14 protein-coding genes are annotated in these 15,909 nt (G+C 69.0%); 6 read left to right on the plus strand and 8 right to left on the minus strand.

The window, feature by feature from the left end; translation table 11 throughout:
* Window positions 1–164 precede the first annotated feature (164 nt).
* Window positions 165–1,031 (minus strand): alpha/beta fold hydrolase, encoded by an 867-nt coding sequence (locus tag OG718_RS13760; RefSeq protein ID WP_328844260.1) that lies wholly within the window; start codon window positions 1,029–1,031, stop codon window positions 165–167.
* A gap of 316 nt (window positions 1,032–1,347) precedes the next feature.
* Between OG718_RS13760 and OG718_RS13765 the strand changes: the two genes are divergently transcribed.
* A complete protein-coding gene (locus OG718_RS13765) occupies window positions 1,348–2,352 on the plus strand; it encodes an NADP-dependent oxidoreductase (RefSeq protein ID WP_143640858.1) in 1,005 nt (334 codons plus the stop codon).
* Window positions 2,353–2,479: 127 nt separating this feature from the next.
* Here OG718_RS13765 and OG718_RS13770 read toward each other — a convergent pair whose 3' ends face one another.
* The 5 genes from OG718_RS13770 to OG718_RS13790 all read right to left on the minus strand — a co-directional run bounded on the left by OG718_RS13770 (window position 2,480) and on the right by OG718_RS13790 (window position 8,590).
* On the minus strand, window positions 2,480–3,676 hold the full coding sequence (locus OG718_RS13770) for a sialidase family protein (RefSeq protein ID WP_328844261.1): 1,197 nt from the start codon (window positions 3,674–3,676) through the stop codon (window positions 2,480–2,482).
* Window positions 3,677–3,735: 59 nt separating this feature from the next.
* Entirely contained in the window at window positions 3,736–5,253 is a 1,518-nt protein-coding gene (arfA, locus tag OG718_RS13775; protein WP_328844262.1) for an arabinosylfuranosidase ArfA, read from the minus strand.
* Window positions 5,254–5,322: 69 nt separating this feature from the next.
* On the minus strand, window positions 5,323–6,210 hold the full coding sequence (locus OG718_RS13780) for a carbohydrate ABC transporter permease (protein WP_328844263.1): 888 nt from the start codon (window positions 6,208–6,210) through the stop codon (window positions 5,323–5,325).
* Between the two features lie 2 nt (window positions 6,211–6,212).
* Complete coding sequence (locus tag OG718_RS13785) at window positions 6,213–7,121, minus strand: carbohydrate ABC transporter permease (RefSeq protein ID WP_328844264.1); 909 nt, start codon at window positions 7,119–7,121, stop codon at window positions 6,213–6,215.
* Between the two features lie 95 nt (window positions 7,122–7,216).
* Entirely contained in the window at window positions 7,217–8,590 is a 1,374-nt protein-coding gene (locus OG718_RS13790; RefSeq protein ID WP_328844265.1) for an ABC transporter substrate-binding protein, read from the minus strand.
* 335 nt (window positions 8,591–8,925) lie between these two features.
* Here OG718_RS13790 and OG718_RS13795 point away from each other — a divergent pair, with 335 nt between their 5' ends.
* Complete coding sequence (locus tag OG718_RS13795; protein ID WP_328844266.1) at window positions 8,926–9,951, plus strand: LacI family DNA-binding transcriptional regulator; 1,026 nt, start codon at window positions 8,926–8,928, stop codon at window positions 9,949–9,951.
* Window positions 9,952–9,996: 45 nt separating this feature from the next.
* Here OG718_RS13795 and OG718_RS13800 read toward each other — a convergent pair whose 3' ends face one another.
* Window positions 9,997–11,106: an amidohydrolase family protein gene (locus OG718_RS13800; protein ID WP_328844267.1), complete on the minus strand. Its 1,110-nt coding sequence runs from the start codon at window positions 11,104–11,106 to the stop codon at window positions 9,997–9,999.
* Window positions 11,107–11,144: 38 nt separating this feature from the next.
* Entirely contained in the window at window positions 11,145–12,203 is a 1,059-nt protein-coding gene (locus OG718_RS13805; RefSeq protein WP_260695477.1) for a LacI family DNA-binding transcriptional regulator, read from the minus strand.
* A gap of 240 nt (window positions 12,204–12,443) precedes the next feature.
* Between OG718_RS13805 and OG718_RS13810 the strand changes: the two genes are divergently transcribed.
* The 4 genes from OG718_RS13810 to OG718_RS13825 are packed head-to-tail and all read left to right on the plus strand — an operon-like array spanning window position 12,444 to window position 15,898.
* The gene (locus tag OG718_RS13810; RefSeq protein WP_328844268.1) at window positions 12,444–13,448 is read left to right on the plus strand and encodes an ABC transporter substrate-binding protein; all 1,005 of its coding nucleotides are present in this window, start codon (window positions 12,444–12,446) and stop codon (window positions 13,446–13,448) included.
* Window positions 13,445–14,293, plus strand: a complete 849-nt coding sequence (locus OG718_RS13815; protein ID WP_143640867.1) for an ABC transporter permease — start codon at window positions 13,445–13,447, stop codon at window positions 14,291–14,293. Before OG718_RS13810 ends, OG718_RS13815 begins: the two co-directional genes overlap by 4 nt.
* Window positions 14,286–15,101, plus strand: a complete 816-nt coding sequence (locus tag OG718_RS13820) for an ABC transporter ATP-binding protein (RefSeq protein ID WP_328844269.1) — start codon at window positions 14,286–14,288, stop codon at window positions 15,099–15,101. Before OG718_RS13815 ends, OG718_RS13820 begins: the two co-directional genes overlap by 8 nt.
* On the plus strand, window positions 15,098–15,898 hold the full coding sequence (locus OG718_RS13825; protein WP_143640869.1) for an ABC transporter permease: 801 nt from the start codon (window positions 15,098–15,100) through the stop codon (window positions 15,896–15,898). Before OG718_RS13820 ends, OG718_RS13825 begins: the two co-directional genes overlap by 4 nt.
* The last annotated feature ends 11 nt before the right edge of the window (window positions 15,899–15,909 follow it).

Raw genomic sequence — 15,909 nt, forward strand, 5'->3', positions numbered from 1 at the left:
CAGCCAGGTGGCGATGATCATCGCCACCTGCGGCCGGTTCGATCAGGCGGCGAGGACTCCACGCATGCGCTCGGCTGAGCTGAGGTGTCCAGCCGGGCGCTTCGCCTGGACGGCCGTCGAACTCGACGACGAACCGGGCGCCGCCCCCCGGGAATCACTGACCACTACCGTTCGAGGAACTCGACAGCCGTCTCCACGAACTCCCGGTGGAACTGGAAGATGCCGCCGTGGCCGGCGTCGGGATAGAACACCAACTCGCCGTTCGGCACCCGCCGCGCCAGGTCGGACGAGTTCTGCGACGGAACCATCCTGTCGTTGTCGCCGTTCGCGACGAGCACGGGCTGGTGGATGACGGAGAGATCGTGGGGCCGCTCCAGCCCCCAGCGGTGAATGGCCTTGAGTTGGTTGCTGTACGAAATCGGGGAGATCGCCTTGTCCCGGTCGTGCGTGCGCTCCTTCAGGCGGGCCAGGAACTCCTTCCCGGCCCGGCGCCCGCCCGCGGTGCGTGTGAAGAAGAGGAACTGCTTCGGATCCTGAAGGGTGAACAGCCCCCGGACCGTGTCGAGATGGGACAGCCGGGTCACGTTCTTGATGCCCTCGCCGCCGGCGGGACCGGTACCCGTGAGGATCAGCCTGCGGACGAGGTCCGGATCGGTCCGCGCGATCACCTGGGCGATCATGCCGCCCATCGAAAAGCCGTGCAGATCGACGTGGTCGAACCCGAGCGCCCGGATGAAGGTGACGGCATCCTTCGCCATCGCCTCGATGGTGCGCGGCGTCGAACCGGTGGAAGCGCCGACTCCTCTGTTGTCGAACGTGACGACCCGCCGCTTGGCGGCGATGCCGTCGACGACCCGCGGGTCCCAGTTGTCGAGAACCGCGGCCAGGTGGGTGAGAAAGACCACCGGGACACCGGACCGCGGACCGAGCTCGCGATAGGCGAAGGTCACTCCCCCGGCGGTGACGGTGCGGGTCGGTGCGTTCTTGTACGACGTCACCACGTCGTCCCGTACTTCTTGTGAGTCGTTCACGGTCGTGCCCTTCGGCATGGCGGGCCTGCCAGCGCGCCGGCCCTCCTTCGTGGAGGGAGGGCGCTGAGCAGTCACCTGCGTCTCCCGGCTGCGGCTGCAGTCAGCGGGGTCGACGTCCCAGGCCGTGGAAGTCGGAACCCTGAGCGGTCAAGCCCCTCAGCATCACGTCGACCATTACAGTATGACCGTAATTCTATGAGGCCGCAAGTAGACAGCCGCATAGAATTACGGGCATAATTCAATGAGTCGGCATAGAAGCACGTCCCTCATGGGACCAGTGGACAAAACGCGCATAGCGCTACGAACGGAGACGACGATGAAGGCCTTCACAGTGGGGCGCTACGGCGACAAGGACGCCGTACGTGCCGGTGACGTGCCGGAGCCGGACGTGGGCGCGGACGACGTGCTGGTCCAGATCCGGGCCGCGAGCATCAACCCGCTCGACCGCATGATCCGGGACGGCGAGATGAAGACGGTCCTGCCGTACAAGGTCCCGTTCGTCCTGGGCAACGACCTGGCCGGGGTGGTGGTCGAAGTGGGTGCGGCCGTCACGCGGTTCGCGGTGGGCGACGAGGTCTTCGCCCGGCCCGACAAGAACCGGATCGGCACGTTCGCAGAACGCATCGCGGTGCACCAGGACGACGTGGCGATCAAGCCGGCCACTCTGACCATGGAGGAGGCGGCGTCCCTTCCCCTGGTCGCCCTGACCTCGTGGCAGGCACTGGTCGAGCGGGCACACGTCCAGCCGGGCCAGAAGGTCCTCGTCCACGCGGGCTCCGGCGGCCTGGGCACCATCGCCGTCCAGCTGGCCAAGCAGCTGGGCGCGTACGTGGCCACCACCACGAGCACGGCCAACGTCGACCTGGTGAAGCGTCTCGGCGCGGACGTCGTCGTCGACTACAAGAAGCAGGCGTTCGAGACGGTCCTGCACGACTACGACGTCGTCCTGGACTCGCTCGGCGGCGAGACGCTCAAGAAGTCCCTGGACGTGCTCAGGCCCGGCGGAAAGGTCATCAGCGTCGCGGGACCGCCCGACGCCGCTTTCGGCAGGGAGCTGGGAGCGAATCCGGTAGTCCGGCTGGTGATGTCCGCGCTGAGTTTCCGGACCCGCCGAGCCGCCCGGCGCCGCAACGTGACGTACTCGTTCCTGTTCATGAAGGCCAGCGGCGACCAGCTGCGCGAACTCACCCCTCTCATCGAGACCGGCAGGATCCGCCCTGTCGTCGACACCGTGTTCCCGTTCGATTCGACCCGAGAAGCACTGGAGTACGTCGAAGCAGGGCGCGCGAAGGCAGGCAAGGTCGTCGTCAGGATGACGTGAGGGACATGAAGCCGCCGCGAGCCAGAGGGGCCGTGCGGAGGTCGACGGGCTGTGGGCTGTGGGCACCACCCGGCCCTGTGGTGGTGCCCACAACGTCACGCCCGACCCGAGTGGCTCTGGCTCAGACTCAGGACGACGGCACGGACTTCGTGGCGAAGTACGGCTTGCAGACTCCGCCGACCCAGTCGGTGGCGATCTCCAGCAGGCTGCTGCCGTCCGCCGACGGCAGCAGGGCCGAGCTGTAGTTGGGGCAGTAGTCGACGACCGTCGACTCGACGGTGACGGGCGCCGGGATCCCCCGCCATGTGCCGGTGCCACCCGCGCTGTTGACCCAGACGGTCTTTCCGCTGCCGGCGGCCCGGGTGCCGTCCTTGTTGTAGAGGACCTGGCCGATCAGGAAGAGCCGGCCCAGCGGATTGCCGGCCTCGGGTGCCCAGGCCACGGTCGGGGCGTGCTTGAAGTACTTGCCGTCGGCCGTCTCGGGCCGGTGGCCGAGGAACGGCCCGCTCGTCCAGTCCCAGCCGTCGGCCGAGGTCCGGTGGTGCACGACGCACTGGTACTGCCCGGGGGCGGCGCAGATCTCGTACGACATGAAGTAGGTGCCGTTGCCGAGCTTGCGGACGACCGCCATGCCCGGGCGGTCGGTGGCGAGCGGGCTGATGACGGTGGCCCGGTGTCCGGTCCAGGTCAGGCCGTTCGAGGTGCGGGCGGCCATCAGCTTCTGGCTGTGTGCGGGGTCGGTCTCGTCCGAGTAGTGGGCGACCAGTTGGCCCGAGGCGTCGACGGAGAACTCGGGCTCCCACAGGCCCCCGGTGCTGCCCGCGGTCGCGATGGTGGACAGATGACTCCAGGTGCGCCCCACATCGTTGCTCTTGAAGACACGCAGGGCCATGCGCCGGTTCGTCTCGTCCTGGCCGACCGAGGCCGACCAGAGCAGCGTGCCGGCGGGCAGATTGCCGACCCGTTGCGGGAGTTCGAAGAGAGTCGAGCAGCACAGACCCTGCCCGCCCGCCGCTTCCGGGTCACTGACCGTGCCGACCTGCCGGAAGGACGCGCCGGAGTCGGTGCTCTCGTAGACGGCCCCGAGTCCGTTGTTGCCGGAGAACGTGACCACCGACGACAGAACGCGGCCGTTGGCGCCCGCGTTGTGCGCGAGGCGGACGGCCCGGGGGTACAGGCCGGTGTCGTTGCGCAGTGCGGTGCCGGTCGCGGCGTCCGCCGTTCCGGACTGCGCGGTGAGCAGGGCCGCCAGGAGGGCGATCAACCCGATGACAAGGGCAGCCAGTTGGAGCGGATGAAGCCGCGTACGGGGTCTTGCCGACATCAGATTCTCCCATCGGGGTGCGGGCTGGATCTGTTCGGGCGGTGACGTCGGGCGGGACGTCACCGGGCGGGGGCCAGGCGGATGACGTTCCAGGACACCGGGGCCAGTTCCGCCTCAAGCGCCCCGTCGGCGGTGACCTGGGCTCCGCCTCCGGTGCGCGGCGTCACGCGCTCAGGCTCGGCCTCGGTGTTGACGGCGTCCGGGTCCTGATCGGCGAGTACGAGGTGCTCCAGCACCCGGTAGCCGGTCAACGCGCCGCGCAACTCGGCCCGCAGGCTCAGAGGTTGGTCCTGGCCGCGGTTGACGGCGAGGACCGTGAGCGCGCCGCTCTCCTCCTCGTACGTCACCACCGTGTCGAGCGCCGATACGTCGCCGTGCCGCTGTGTGTCGATGCGGGACCCGGTGATGTCGGTGCGCAGTACCTTCCCGGTGGCGAACCTGGCCGCCTGTGCGAACGGGTGGAAGGTGGTCTGCCGCCAGCTCGCGCCTCCCGGTTCGCTGCGTATCGGGGCGATGACGTTGACCAGTTGGGCGAGACACGCGATGGCCACCCGGTCGGCGTTGCGGAGGAGGGTGATGAGCAGCGAACCGACGACGACGGCGTCGGTCACGCTGTAGGTGTCCTCGATCAGGCGGGGTATCTCGGCGGTCTCCAGGTTGCGCTCGCCGACGAATCGGGCGGCGTACCAGACGTTCCACTCGTCGAACGAGAGCCTGATGTGCTTCTTGGCGCGGCGCGCGGCCCGCACATGGTCGGCGGTGGCGACCACATCGCGGATGTACTGGTCCATGTGCGCCCCGGACGCCAGGAAGCTGGCGCGGTCGCCGTCGAACTCCTCGTAATAGGCGTGCAGGGAGAGGTAGTCGACCTCGTCGTACGTCTGCTCCAGGACCTCGCGCTCCCAGGTGCCGAAGGTCGGCATGCCCGCGTTGGAGCTGCCGCAGGCGACCAGTTCGATGGACGGGTCCACCTGGCGCATCGCCTTGCCGGTCTCGGCCGCGAGCCGTCCGTACTCGGTGGCCGTCTTGTGGCCGGTCTGCCAGGGGCCGTCCATCTCGTTGCCCAGGCACCACAGTTTGACGTCGTGCGGTTCGGGGACGCCGTGCTTGATCCGCAGATCGGACCAGGCGGTGCCGCCGGGCTGGTTGCAGTACTCCACCAGGGCGCGGGCGGCGTCGATGCCGCGGGTGCCGAGGTTGACCGCCATCATCGGGTCGAGACCGAGCTGCTTGGCCCAGGTGAGGAACTCGTTGGTGCCCACCTGGTTGGTCTCGATGGAGCGCCAGGCCAGGTCGAGCCGGCGCGGCCGCTCGGAGGCCGGGCCGACCCCGTCCTCCCAGTGGTAGCCGGAGACGAAGTTGCCCCCGGGGTAGCGGACCAGTCCGGTGCCGAGTTCCCGTACCAGGTCCGCGACGTCGGTCCGGAATCCGGCGGCGTCCGCCGAGGGATGCTCCGGCTCGTGGATGCCGGTGTAGACGCAGCGCCCCATGTGCTCGACGAACGTTCCGTACAGGCGCGGGTCCACCTCCCCGATGGTGAACTCGGGGTCGACGGTGAACCGTGCGGTGTGCGGCATGCTGGAGCCTTTCTTGGGATGGGGAAGGGTGTGACCTACCAGGCAGCGTGAACTGCAGTGCGGGCGGGGCTACTTGAGGCCGGTTCCGGCGATGCCCTCGACGATGCGGCGCTGGAACAGCAGGAACACGGCGAGGAGCGGGATGGCACCGAGTACGGCGGAGGCCATCAACTGGGCGTAGGGCACACCGAAGACGTCCTGGACGGAGGTCAGTCCGACCGGGAGGGTCATCATTTCCGGGTCGGTGACGACCAGGAGGGGCCACAGGAAGTTGTTCCAGACCCCGACGAACACGAAGATCGTGACCGCGGAGATCACCGGCCGCGAGATGGGCATGACGATCTGCCGGTACGTACGCAGCCAGCCCGCGCCGTCCGCGCGCGCCGCGTCGATCAGCTCCCTGGGGATGCCGTCGAAGAACTGCTTGAAGACGAACACGGCGACGACGTTGGGGACTTGGGGCAGTACGACTCCCCAGTAGGTGTTGAGCAGGCCCACCGACTGGAGCGCCAGGAACTGCGGGATCATGAGGACCTGCCCCGGAATCATGATCCCGGCGAGGAGCACCACGAACGCGGCGCGGCGCGTCCGGAAGCGCGTCTGTGAGAGCGCGAAGGCAGCAAGTGACGCGGCCACCACCGTGAGCGCGGTGGTGAGGATCGACGTGATGAAGCTGTTCGCGTACCAGTAGGGCAGCTTCTCCGCGTCGAAGATGTCCCCGTACGCCGCGAGGGTGGGGTGGGCCGTGAACCAGTTGGTGGGGTCGGTGACGACTTCCTGCGCGGGCCGTATGGAGGTGGCGAGTGCCCAGGCCAGCGGCACCAGCCACAGCAGTGCGAAGGCGATGAGGGTACCGAGGGCCACCCGGTTGAACAGTCGCTCGGCGTCATACCTCCGAGGTGCCCCGGCTGCGGTCGTCTCCTGCTCGGTCACGGGCGGTGTGGCGATGGCGGTCATGATCAGCGCTCCTTCTCGGCGCGGCGAACGAGTGCGAACCAGACGAGCGAGACCAGCAGGATCACCACGAAGAGCAGCAGCGAGACGGTGGACGCGTAGCCGACGCGGCCCTCCACGAAGCCCGTGTCGTAGATGAGTTGGAGGGAGGGACGGGTGCTCCCGTCGGGACCGCCCATGGTCAGCATGTAGATCTGGTCGAAGACCTTCAGGGAGGCGACCACCTGAAGGACCGTCACAAGGGTCGTGGTGCGGCCGAGCATCGGCACGATGACGTGGCGGATGCGCTGCCAGGGCCCGGCCCCGTCGATGGCCGCGGCCTCGTGCACGGAACGCGGGATGTCCTGCAGGCCGGCCAGATAGAGGACGAAGTTGAAGCCGATCGTCCACCACACGGTGGCGGCGGCGATGGAGATCATCGCCCAGTCCGGATCGCCCAGCCAGGACGGCGGGGTGTCGACGCCCACCCACTTCGCGGCCTGCTGGGCGAGGCCCACCTGATCGGCGTAGATGAACGTGAAGATCAGCGAGATGACCGCCGAGGGCAGCACGAACGGCGCGAAGAAGGCGAAGCGGAAGAACCAGCGTCCGCGTACGAAGCGGTCGGCGAGAATCGCCAGCACCAGGCTGAGCAGCACGAGCGGAACAGTGGTCAGAACGGTGAACCACAGTGTGTTCTTGAGCGTGCGCCAGAACTCGTCGTCGCCCAGCACGGCCGTGTAGTTGGACAGCCCGGCGAAGTCGCCGAGGCCCTTCTTGAGCAGGCTGGCGTCGAAGAAGCCGGCGATGACCGTATAGATCAGCGGTCCCACCAGAAAGACCAGGTAGAACAGGGCGAAGGGCAACAGCATCCCCGGACCGGCCCAGCGGTCACCTCTGCCGGGGGCCTTGGTCGGTGCGGTTGTCGTGGCCATGGGGCGGCCCTTTCAGTCAGGACATGCGGAATCTCAGACGTGCGGGGCCCGATGCGGGCCGTGATCGCGGCAGTTGGCGGCCGGGCGGGGGCGGCTCACAGGGGTGCGGGCCGGCTCGCGAGTTCGCGCAGTTCGCGGCGCATGCGTGCGGCTCCGGCCGTGGGGCTGGTGGCGCCGGTGAAAACGGACGTCACGGCGTTGCCGACGACGACCTGCAGTGTGCTGCCCGCGCCGCTGTACCAGGCGGCCGGGTCGTAGGCCGCGCCGTCGGCGGCAGCGGCGTAGTGGGACTGTGGTGCGAGGTCCTGGTAGCCGGGCGACTGCTGGGTGGGCAGCCACGCGGGTATGTGTCCGCCCTCCGCCCACATCTTGCTGGAGTTGAGCAGGGCGGCGACGAACCCCAGGGAGAGGTCGAGACGTTGTGCCGCGGCGGAGGGCGCCTTGGGCAGGACCAGGGAGTGCGAGTCCGCGGCGCAGGCGTAGGGCGCGTCATGGAAGACCCTCGGCAGCGGCCGTACGTCGAACTTCACCTTGGCGCCCTCGACCGTGAGTACCTGCCAGACGCCGTCCATCAGGAATCCGGCCTTGCCGGTGGTGAGCATCGTGATGGCGCCCGGGCTGTCGGTGCTCGTGGGGACGACCTTCTCCTGGGTGAGGCGGCGGATGTACGCGAGGGCCTCGGCCGCGGCCGCCGTGTCGATGACGACCTTCTTGCCCTGGTCGGCGACGAGATCGCCGCCGCCTATCTGCCGGTAGAACGACCAGAAGAGCCGGAACTGCGTCGAGGCGTCCTTCACCGAGGCGACGGAGCCACCCCAGGCCCCGGTCACTTCCTTCGCGGCGCGCAGGGCGTCGATGAACGCGTCGGGCCCGTCCACGTCCGTCAGCCGGCCCTGTCCGTCGAGGAGTCCGGCCTTCTCGGCGATGTCGGTCCGGAAGTAGAGCACGAAGGGGTGGGTGTCGAGCGGTACGGCGTACAGCTTCCCGTCCACCTGGGACTTCTTCCAGGGCCGCGGGTCGAACTTGTCCTCGGCCAGTCCGTGCCGGGCCAGATCGGACGTCCGCAGTTCGGTGAGCAGTCCCGCCTCGGCGAGCGTGGGCACCTTCGACAGATGGGTGACGGCGACCTGCGGGGGCCGCTCGCCGAGCGTCGCCAGGGTGAGCTTCGTGTAGTACGGGCTGCCCCAGACGAAGGTCGCCGACTTCAGGTCCGTCGCCCGATGGCGGGCCCGGTAGACGTCCTCCATGGCCAGCAGCCGCTCGCCGTCACCGCCGGTGAAGGGATTCCAGAAGTTCAGCCGTGACGGTGTGGGCGACCCTCCGGTGAACCCCTGCGCGAGCGTGCTGCCACAGCCGCCGAGGGCGACGGACGAGGCCGCCACGGCGCCGAGCGACAGGGTGCCGCGCAGCAGTCCGCGCCGGGACGGCGGGGTCGGAGGCGGGGAGGCGTGCGGTGTGCGGTCCCGCATGGGCAGGCGTCCTTCCACGGCAGGGAAACCCAACATGTACAACGTTGGAATGGGTGACAGTTTCGAACGGCTCGGTCGATGCACGGAGGCGGTTCCAACGTTGTATCCCTGCGGAAATTCGGCGTCAACACCTGTGCCGGAACTGGTTGTTCGTCAGGGAGTGGGCGCCCTATCGGGACATATCACCCAGGCAGGACGTGAATCACTCACGGCGGACGCGATCCTCTTACAACGTTGCAACATGGCTTACGCTGGTCGGCACACCGGTATCGGCTCGCGTGGTGCGTCGACGACGAGGGCCGCCGGAAGAGTGCCGGGGAGGGAGGGCGCGCGTCATGGCAGGTGCACGCCTCAAGGACGTCGCGGAACGCGCGGGCGTTTCGATCAAGACGGTGTCGAACGTCGTACGGGGCGAGATCCGTGTCGCGGAGCAGACCCGGCAGCGGGTGCTGCGCGCGATCGCCGAGCTCGACTACCAGCCCAACGCCTCCGCACGCCACTTGCGCACCGGCCGCAGCGGCATCATCGCGCTGGCCGTCCCCGAGCTGGTCGCACCGTACTTCGCGGAGCTGGCCGCGGAGGTCATCGCGGCCGCCAAGAAGCGGGGCTGCACCGTGCTGATCGAGGACACCGGCGGAGACCCCGCGGAGGAACTCCGTATCGCCTGCGGCCTGAGCGACCCGCTCATCGACGGTGTGCTGCTCAGCCCGCTCAGCCTCGACGAGGCGATGCTCGCCACCCGCGAGCGCCGCGTGCCCCTCGTACTCCTGGGAGAGCAGTCGTACCGGATCCCGGCGGACCACGTGCTGATCGACAACTCCGCGGCGGCGCGAGAGGCGACCGAGCACCTGCTCGGGCTCGGCCGCCGGCGCATCGGAGTCATCGGCCAGCCGTCGGACCGGGCGCATGCGACGACGGTGCAGCGCATGCACGGCTTTCTGACCGCGCTGCATGCCGCGGGTGTGCCGCACGACCCCCGACTGGCCCCGGACACCGTGGCGTTCACCCGCGCCGACGGCGCCTCCGCGATGCGGGTCCTGCTCGGCCTGGACGAACCACCGGACGCGGTCTTCTGCTTCAGCGACCTGCTCGCCTCCGGCGCGGTGCGCGCGGCACACGAACACGGCCTTCGGGTGCCGCGTGACCTGGCGGTCGTGGGCTTCGACGACATCCAGGAGACCGGCTACAGCGTGCCGTCACTGACCACCGTGTCGCCCAACAAACGGGAGATCGCCGAACTGGCGGTGGACGCGGTGCTGCAGAGAATCACGACCGACGCGGAGGCCCCTCACACGAGACTCACCGCGGGGTATTCACTGGTGGTGCGGGAGAGCACGCAGCCGAGTTCGCCGACGGGGTGACGGACGGACGGCCGCACGCGAGGTACGTCACCCGATCCGTGCGGCTCACCGCGCGGCGGTCCGTGCGGGCGGCCGGGAACCAGTCAGGCGGCGGACGTTGCCCGAGAAGACGGCGGCGCGTTCCTCGGGTGTGAGGTCCATGGCGGTGATGTCGGCGATCCCGGAACGGATGTAGCCGGGGCCCTTTTCGGGGTCGTACGGGGAGTCGGAGCCGAACAGGACGTGGTCGGGACCGAAGAACTCCAGGGCGCAGCGCAGGGCGTGGGGGGCGCCGAAGAGCGCGGTGTCGGCGTAGAACATCTTGAAGTAGTCCAGCGGGCGCTTGGTGAGCGGGTAGCCGGTGACGTCCTCGCGCTGGTGGTCCGGGGTGCGGGAGCCGAGTTGGTCCCAGCCAGGGCCGACGCGGCCGGAGAAGTGGGGGATCATGCTCCCGCCGTGGTGGATGAGGAGCTTGAGGGTGGGGTGGCGTTCGAGTACGCCGCCGAAGACCATGCGGGCCATGAAGGCCGAGAGGTCGTACTCCCAGCCGAAGGTCCACCAGATCTCGTACCGGGAGCGTTCCTCGGTGGGGTAGTCCGTCCATGAGGAGTTGCGGCAGGGGTGGACCTGGACGAGGAGGTCGAGTTCGGCGGCGCGCTGCCAGAACGGTTCGAAGCGCCGCTCGTCCAGGGGGTGGCCGTTGACGTGGGTGTATATCTGGACGCCGATCGCTCCCAACTCGCCGACCGCACGGTCGAGTTCCGCGACCGCGGCGTCGACGTCGTTGAGCGCGACCGCCGCGCAGAAACCCACGAAGCGATCGGGGTGCTCGGCGACCAGGGTGGCCAGGCCGTCGTTGCCGATGCGGGCGTACTCGGTGGACAGGGCCGGGCTGCCGAAGTCCTCGACGGGCGGTGCGGCCAGGTTGATGATCTGGCGGTAGTCGGCGAACTCGTCCATCTGCCGGAAGCGCACGTCGAGGTCGACGAGCGCCGGGATGTTCATGATCCGCTTGCGCAGGTTGGCGACGGCGGGGACGCCTTCGAGTGCGAACAGGCGGTCGGCGTAGTCACGGGGCAGCACATGGCAGAAGGCGTCGATCTTCTCAAGAGTCTCGATCGTTTCGATCTTTTCGAGAGCCTCGGGCGTCTCAGGTGTTTCGGGCGACTCGATCACGCTTGTTCCTCTCCAAGTGGTGGATGGCGGACGGGCGTTCACGGGGCGGGCGTCGACGACTCGCGTGGGATGAGGGTGGGGGCGTAGACGGAGGAGGTCGTGGGCCTGCCCTCGATGGAGCGCAGCAGGATGTCGACCGCGCCGCGTCCGATCTCGCGCAGCGGCACGCGGACGCTGGTCAGGGGAATCGGCAGGCGCGCGGCGAGCGGGGTGTCGTTGTACCCGACGAGCGAGAGCTCGCCGGGAATGCTGATCCCGAGCCGTCTGGCGGCCGCCAGCACACCGACCGCGGTGTTGTCGTTGACGGTCATGACGGCCGTCGGGCGCTCACCGGCGGACAGGCCGGACAGCAGCTCGGTCGCGACCCGTTCACCGCTCTCCATGGAGAACTCCGAAGGCCGGACCAGGCGTTCGTCCACCGCGATCCCGGCCTCCCGCAGGGCAGTGCGGTAACCCTCCATCCTGCCGACGGGGTTGGAGGCGTAGGACGGGCCGGCGATCAAGGCGATCCGTCGGTGTCCCAGGTCGATCAGGTGACGAGCGGCCAGATATCCGCCCAGCTTGTCGTCGCCGACGGAGGCCGGGCCGCGGCCGTCGGTCCGCAGCGCGAGGGCGTACGGGATGTCCCGCGCGGCCAGTTCGCGTACGAGATCGCTCTCCGAGTCCAGCCGGGCCGTGGCGAGCACCAGCCCGTCCACCATCCGGTCCAGCAGCAGTCTGCCCTGGACGGCTTCGGCGGCCGGTTCGTCATGGGTGATCGCGACGAGGGCGTGCAGCCCGTGGTCCCGGCAGGCCTCGGCGATCTCCTCGTACAGGATCGCCATCACCGTGTCCGAGAGCCGCGAGACGACCACGCCGATCGTGCGCGTGCTCTGCCGGCGCAGGCTGGCCGCCGCGGGATTGGGTGAGTACCCGATCCGCTGCGCGACCTCCTTGATCCGCGCGGCCGTGTCGCTTCGCGAGAAGGAGTGCCGCTCGTCCATGGCGCGGGACACCGTCGAGGCGTTCACCCCCGCCTCACGGGCCACGTCGGCCATGGTCGGGCGGCGTTTGGCGCCTCCCGCGCGGCCGGATGCCCTGCCCTCTGATGCGGTCACCGGTTCTGCCTCTCTCGTCGGTGGTGGGCGAACTTTCCTGTCGCAGCCGGGTTGACGGGTTCGTTCTGGTCCGCACATGATTGTGCATACGTAAGCGCAATCGATTGCATAGCCAGTATCGCACGCCGTCCCGGCGAAGGCACAAGGCCTCGGCGGCTTTTCGCAGAGAGGAGCGACCTCTTGTCGAGTCGCTCGGTGAGAACGCCTGCTTCCCGGTCCCGCCCGAAACGCCGGAGGGCGTTGGGCGCCATCGTTTCCGCCACCCTGCTGCTGGCCGGTTGTTCCGGCGGCGGCAGCGACAACTCCTTCACCGTGGCACTGATCGAGCCCGATATCGCCGCTGTTCCGCTGCTGGCGGCCGTCGACGCGGTCCGTGCGCAGGGATTCGACGTCAAGGTGCAGGAGGCCGCCGAGCCCGAACTCGCCATCGAGGGCCTCGTCCGCGGCGACTACCAGTTCTCGGCGGAGGCGACGAGCCCGGCGCTGATCGCGATGTCCAAAGGTGCGCCGATCCGGATCGTCGCCGATGCCATCGGCAACCAATGGGCTGTCTACGGCGCCCAGAACCGCGACAGCTGTGACCAGTTGGACGGCCGTCCCTTCGGGATCTTCAGCGAGGGCTCGGTCGCGACGGCGATGGTCCGGCAGTGGGTCAGCAGGGACTGCCGTGACGGCTCCGAACCGGAGTATCTGACCATCGGCGGCTCCGATGCCCGCGCGCAGGCCCTGCTGTCCGGCCAGATCGACGCGACCGCCCTCGAAGTGACCGACGCCATCACCCTGGAACGGGCCGGCGGAGGCAAGGGACTGCACCGGCTGGCGGACTTCAAGGAGGTCTTTCCCGGACTGCACCCGCAGACCGTGTACGCGAACGAGGACTATCTCGGCGAACACCGGAAGCCCAGCCAGGCGTTCATCGACGCGATCGTCGCGGAGCACCGGAAGATCAACGCGGACCCCGGCTATCTCGTGTCCCTGCTGAAGAAGTACCTGCCGGACGCCTACGACGACGAGACGGCCAAGGCCGCCAGCCGGCGGTACGTGGAGGCCGGGTTGTTCGATGCCGCGGGGCTGACTCCGCGGAGTCTCCAGCGGACGGTCGACTTCTTCGCCGACGCGGGAATCGTCAAGCGCATGCCCGTCGAGGACGTGGCGGACCTCAGCTTCGTCGACCGGGCGGCGGCCGAGCAGGAACCGGCCGCCGCCCAGGAACCGCCCGCGCAAGAACGGGGAGAAGGCTCATGACCGCTTCCGGTGCCTCCGTCACGGCACGCCGTTCCCCGACCCGCAGTCCCAGAAGCCGCCTGTTGCAGAAGGCAGTTCACGGCACCCTCCTCTACCAACTGCTCACCTTCGCCGTGTTCGCGACAGCCTGGGAGGTCTACGGCCGGTACTGGGGCGGCATCCTGCTGCCGCCCTTCTCCGACACGGCGGTGGCGACCGTCCAACTGCTCGGCGAGGCCGAACTGTGGAAGGCGCTCTGGCTGAGCAACCAGGCGCTGGTGCTCGGCTTCGTCGCGTCCGTCGTCCTCGGCGTGCCGGCCGGGCTGCTCCTCGGACGCTTCCGTACGGTCGAGCGTTACACCGACATCTATCTCAGCATTCTGCTGGTGACACCGATGGCCGCCGTCATTCCGCTGCTGGTGATGTCGGTGGGATTCGGCCTGCTGTCCCGGGTGATCCTGGTGACCCTCTTCTCGGTCGTCATGGTGATCGTCAACGCCCGTGCCGGAATACGGCAGATCGACGCCTCGCTCATCGAGATGAGCCGTACCTACGGGGCGTCGGAGGCGCAGATCTGGCGGCGTATCCTCATTCCCGGTGCCCTGCCCGCCATCATGACCGGCGTCCGCCTCGCGCTCGGCCGTGCCGTCACCGGCATGGTCATCGTGGAACTGCTCATGGTGTCGGTCGGGTTCGGCGGTCTCATCCTCGAGTACCGCGGCCTCTTCGAGGCGCCCAAGTTGTACGCGACCATCGTCATCATTCTCGCCGAGGCCCTCGCGCTGATCGCCGCCGCCCGCTGGGTCGAGCGCAAAGCCACGCCATGGGCGGCCCTCAGGACTTCCGCAAGGAGCACACGTGATTGAGATCCGAAGCGTCACCAAGAAGTTCACCGGACGGGAGGGCAGCGAGGTCCACGCCCTCGAGGACGTCAACCTCACGGTCGGGGACAACGAGTTCCTCACCGTCCTGGGCCCGAGCGGATGCGGCAAGACCACCCTGCTGCGCGCGATCGCCGGACTCATCGACTTCGACGCGGGCGACATCGCCGTCGACGGCGAGCCCGTACGACGGCCGGGTCCCGACCGGGCCATGGTCTTCCAGAACTTCGCACTGCTGCCCTGGGCCACGGTGCTGGACAACGTCGCCTTCGGTCTCGAACTCCGGGGCGAGAGCCGCGCGATCAGGCATGAGAAGGCCCGGGAACTGATCGATCTGGTCGGTCTCGGCGGCTTCGAGTCGCGGCTGCCCGGCGAACTGTCCGGCGGCATGCAGCAGCGCGTCGGACTGGCCAGGGCGCTGGCCGTCGAGCCGAACGTGCTGCTGATGGACGAGCCGTTCGGCGCGCTCGACGAGCAGACCCGGCGCATCCTCCAGGAGGAGTTGCTGTCCATCTGGGAGCGCCGTCGGCTGACGGTCGTCTTCATCACCCACAGCATGGAAGAGGCCGTACTGCTCGGGGACCGGGTCGTCCTCATGAGCCCGCGGCCCGGCCGGATCGCCGAGATCGTCCCCATCGACATCCCCCGGCCCCGCTCGGCCGACGTCGGTGGCCTCGAACAGTCGCCCGAGTTCACCGCGATCACCTCACGGCTGTGGAAGAGCCTGCGCACCATGCACCCCGACCACCGCACGTCCGCCCGCGCCGCGGCCGCCCAGGAGGTCGCCGGATGACCGCCACGGCCCCCGCGGCCCGCACCGCCGTACGACGGCTTCCGCGCGCCGCGGTGCCTCCCCCGCTGGTCGGGCTGCTGGTCGGAGCGGTCCTGTGGGAGGTGGTCGCGCGCTCCGCCGACGCGGCCTTTCTCCCGCCGGCGAGTGCCGTCGTCGCCCGGCTGTGGGAGATGACCGTGGACGGCCTGATCCTCGGCAGTCTGGCCTCCAGCCTCACCAACCTCGTCCTCGGGTTCGCGATCTCCCTGGTCCTGGGGCTGACGCTCGGTGTGCTGATGGGCCGTTACCGCACCTGGGACGCCGCGCTGGGCGTCTACATGTACGCCCTGCTGACGGCACCCTCCCTGGTGTTCGCCCCGGTCTTCTTCTCGCTGTTCGGCCCGGGCAGGGCCTCGATCGTGGCCGTCGTGGTCATGTACTCGCTGTTCATCATCGTGATCAGCACCGCCTCCGCCGTACGGGCCGTCCCCGAGCGCCTGACCGAGATGAGCCGCCTGTACGGGGCGAGCGAGCGGCAGCTCCTGGTGAAGGTCGTCGTCCCGGCCGCCCTGCCGCTGGCCATGGCCGGCATCCGGCTCGGCATCGGCCGCGCGGTCACCGGAATGATCAACGGCGAGATGTTCATCGCCGTCGTCGGCCTCGGTCGGGTCCTCACCCAGGCCGGCGGCCGCTTCGACAGCGAGAGCGTCCTGGCCGTACTGCTCGCCGTCGTCCTGGTGGCCCTCGGCGCCGTCGGGCTCGTCCAATGGGCCGACCGCCGGGTCAATGGCTGGCTCCCCCGGACAGCGAGGGAGTGACAGCACCGCGG

Source organism: Streptomyces sp. NBC_00258 (genome assembly GCF_036182465.1).
In the GTDB taxonomy this organism is placed as follows: Bacteria; Actinomycetota; Actinomycetes; order Streptomycetales; family Streptomycetaceae; genus Streptomyces.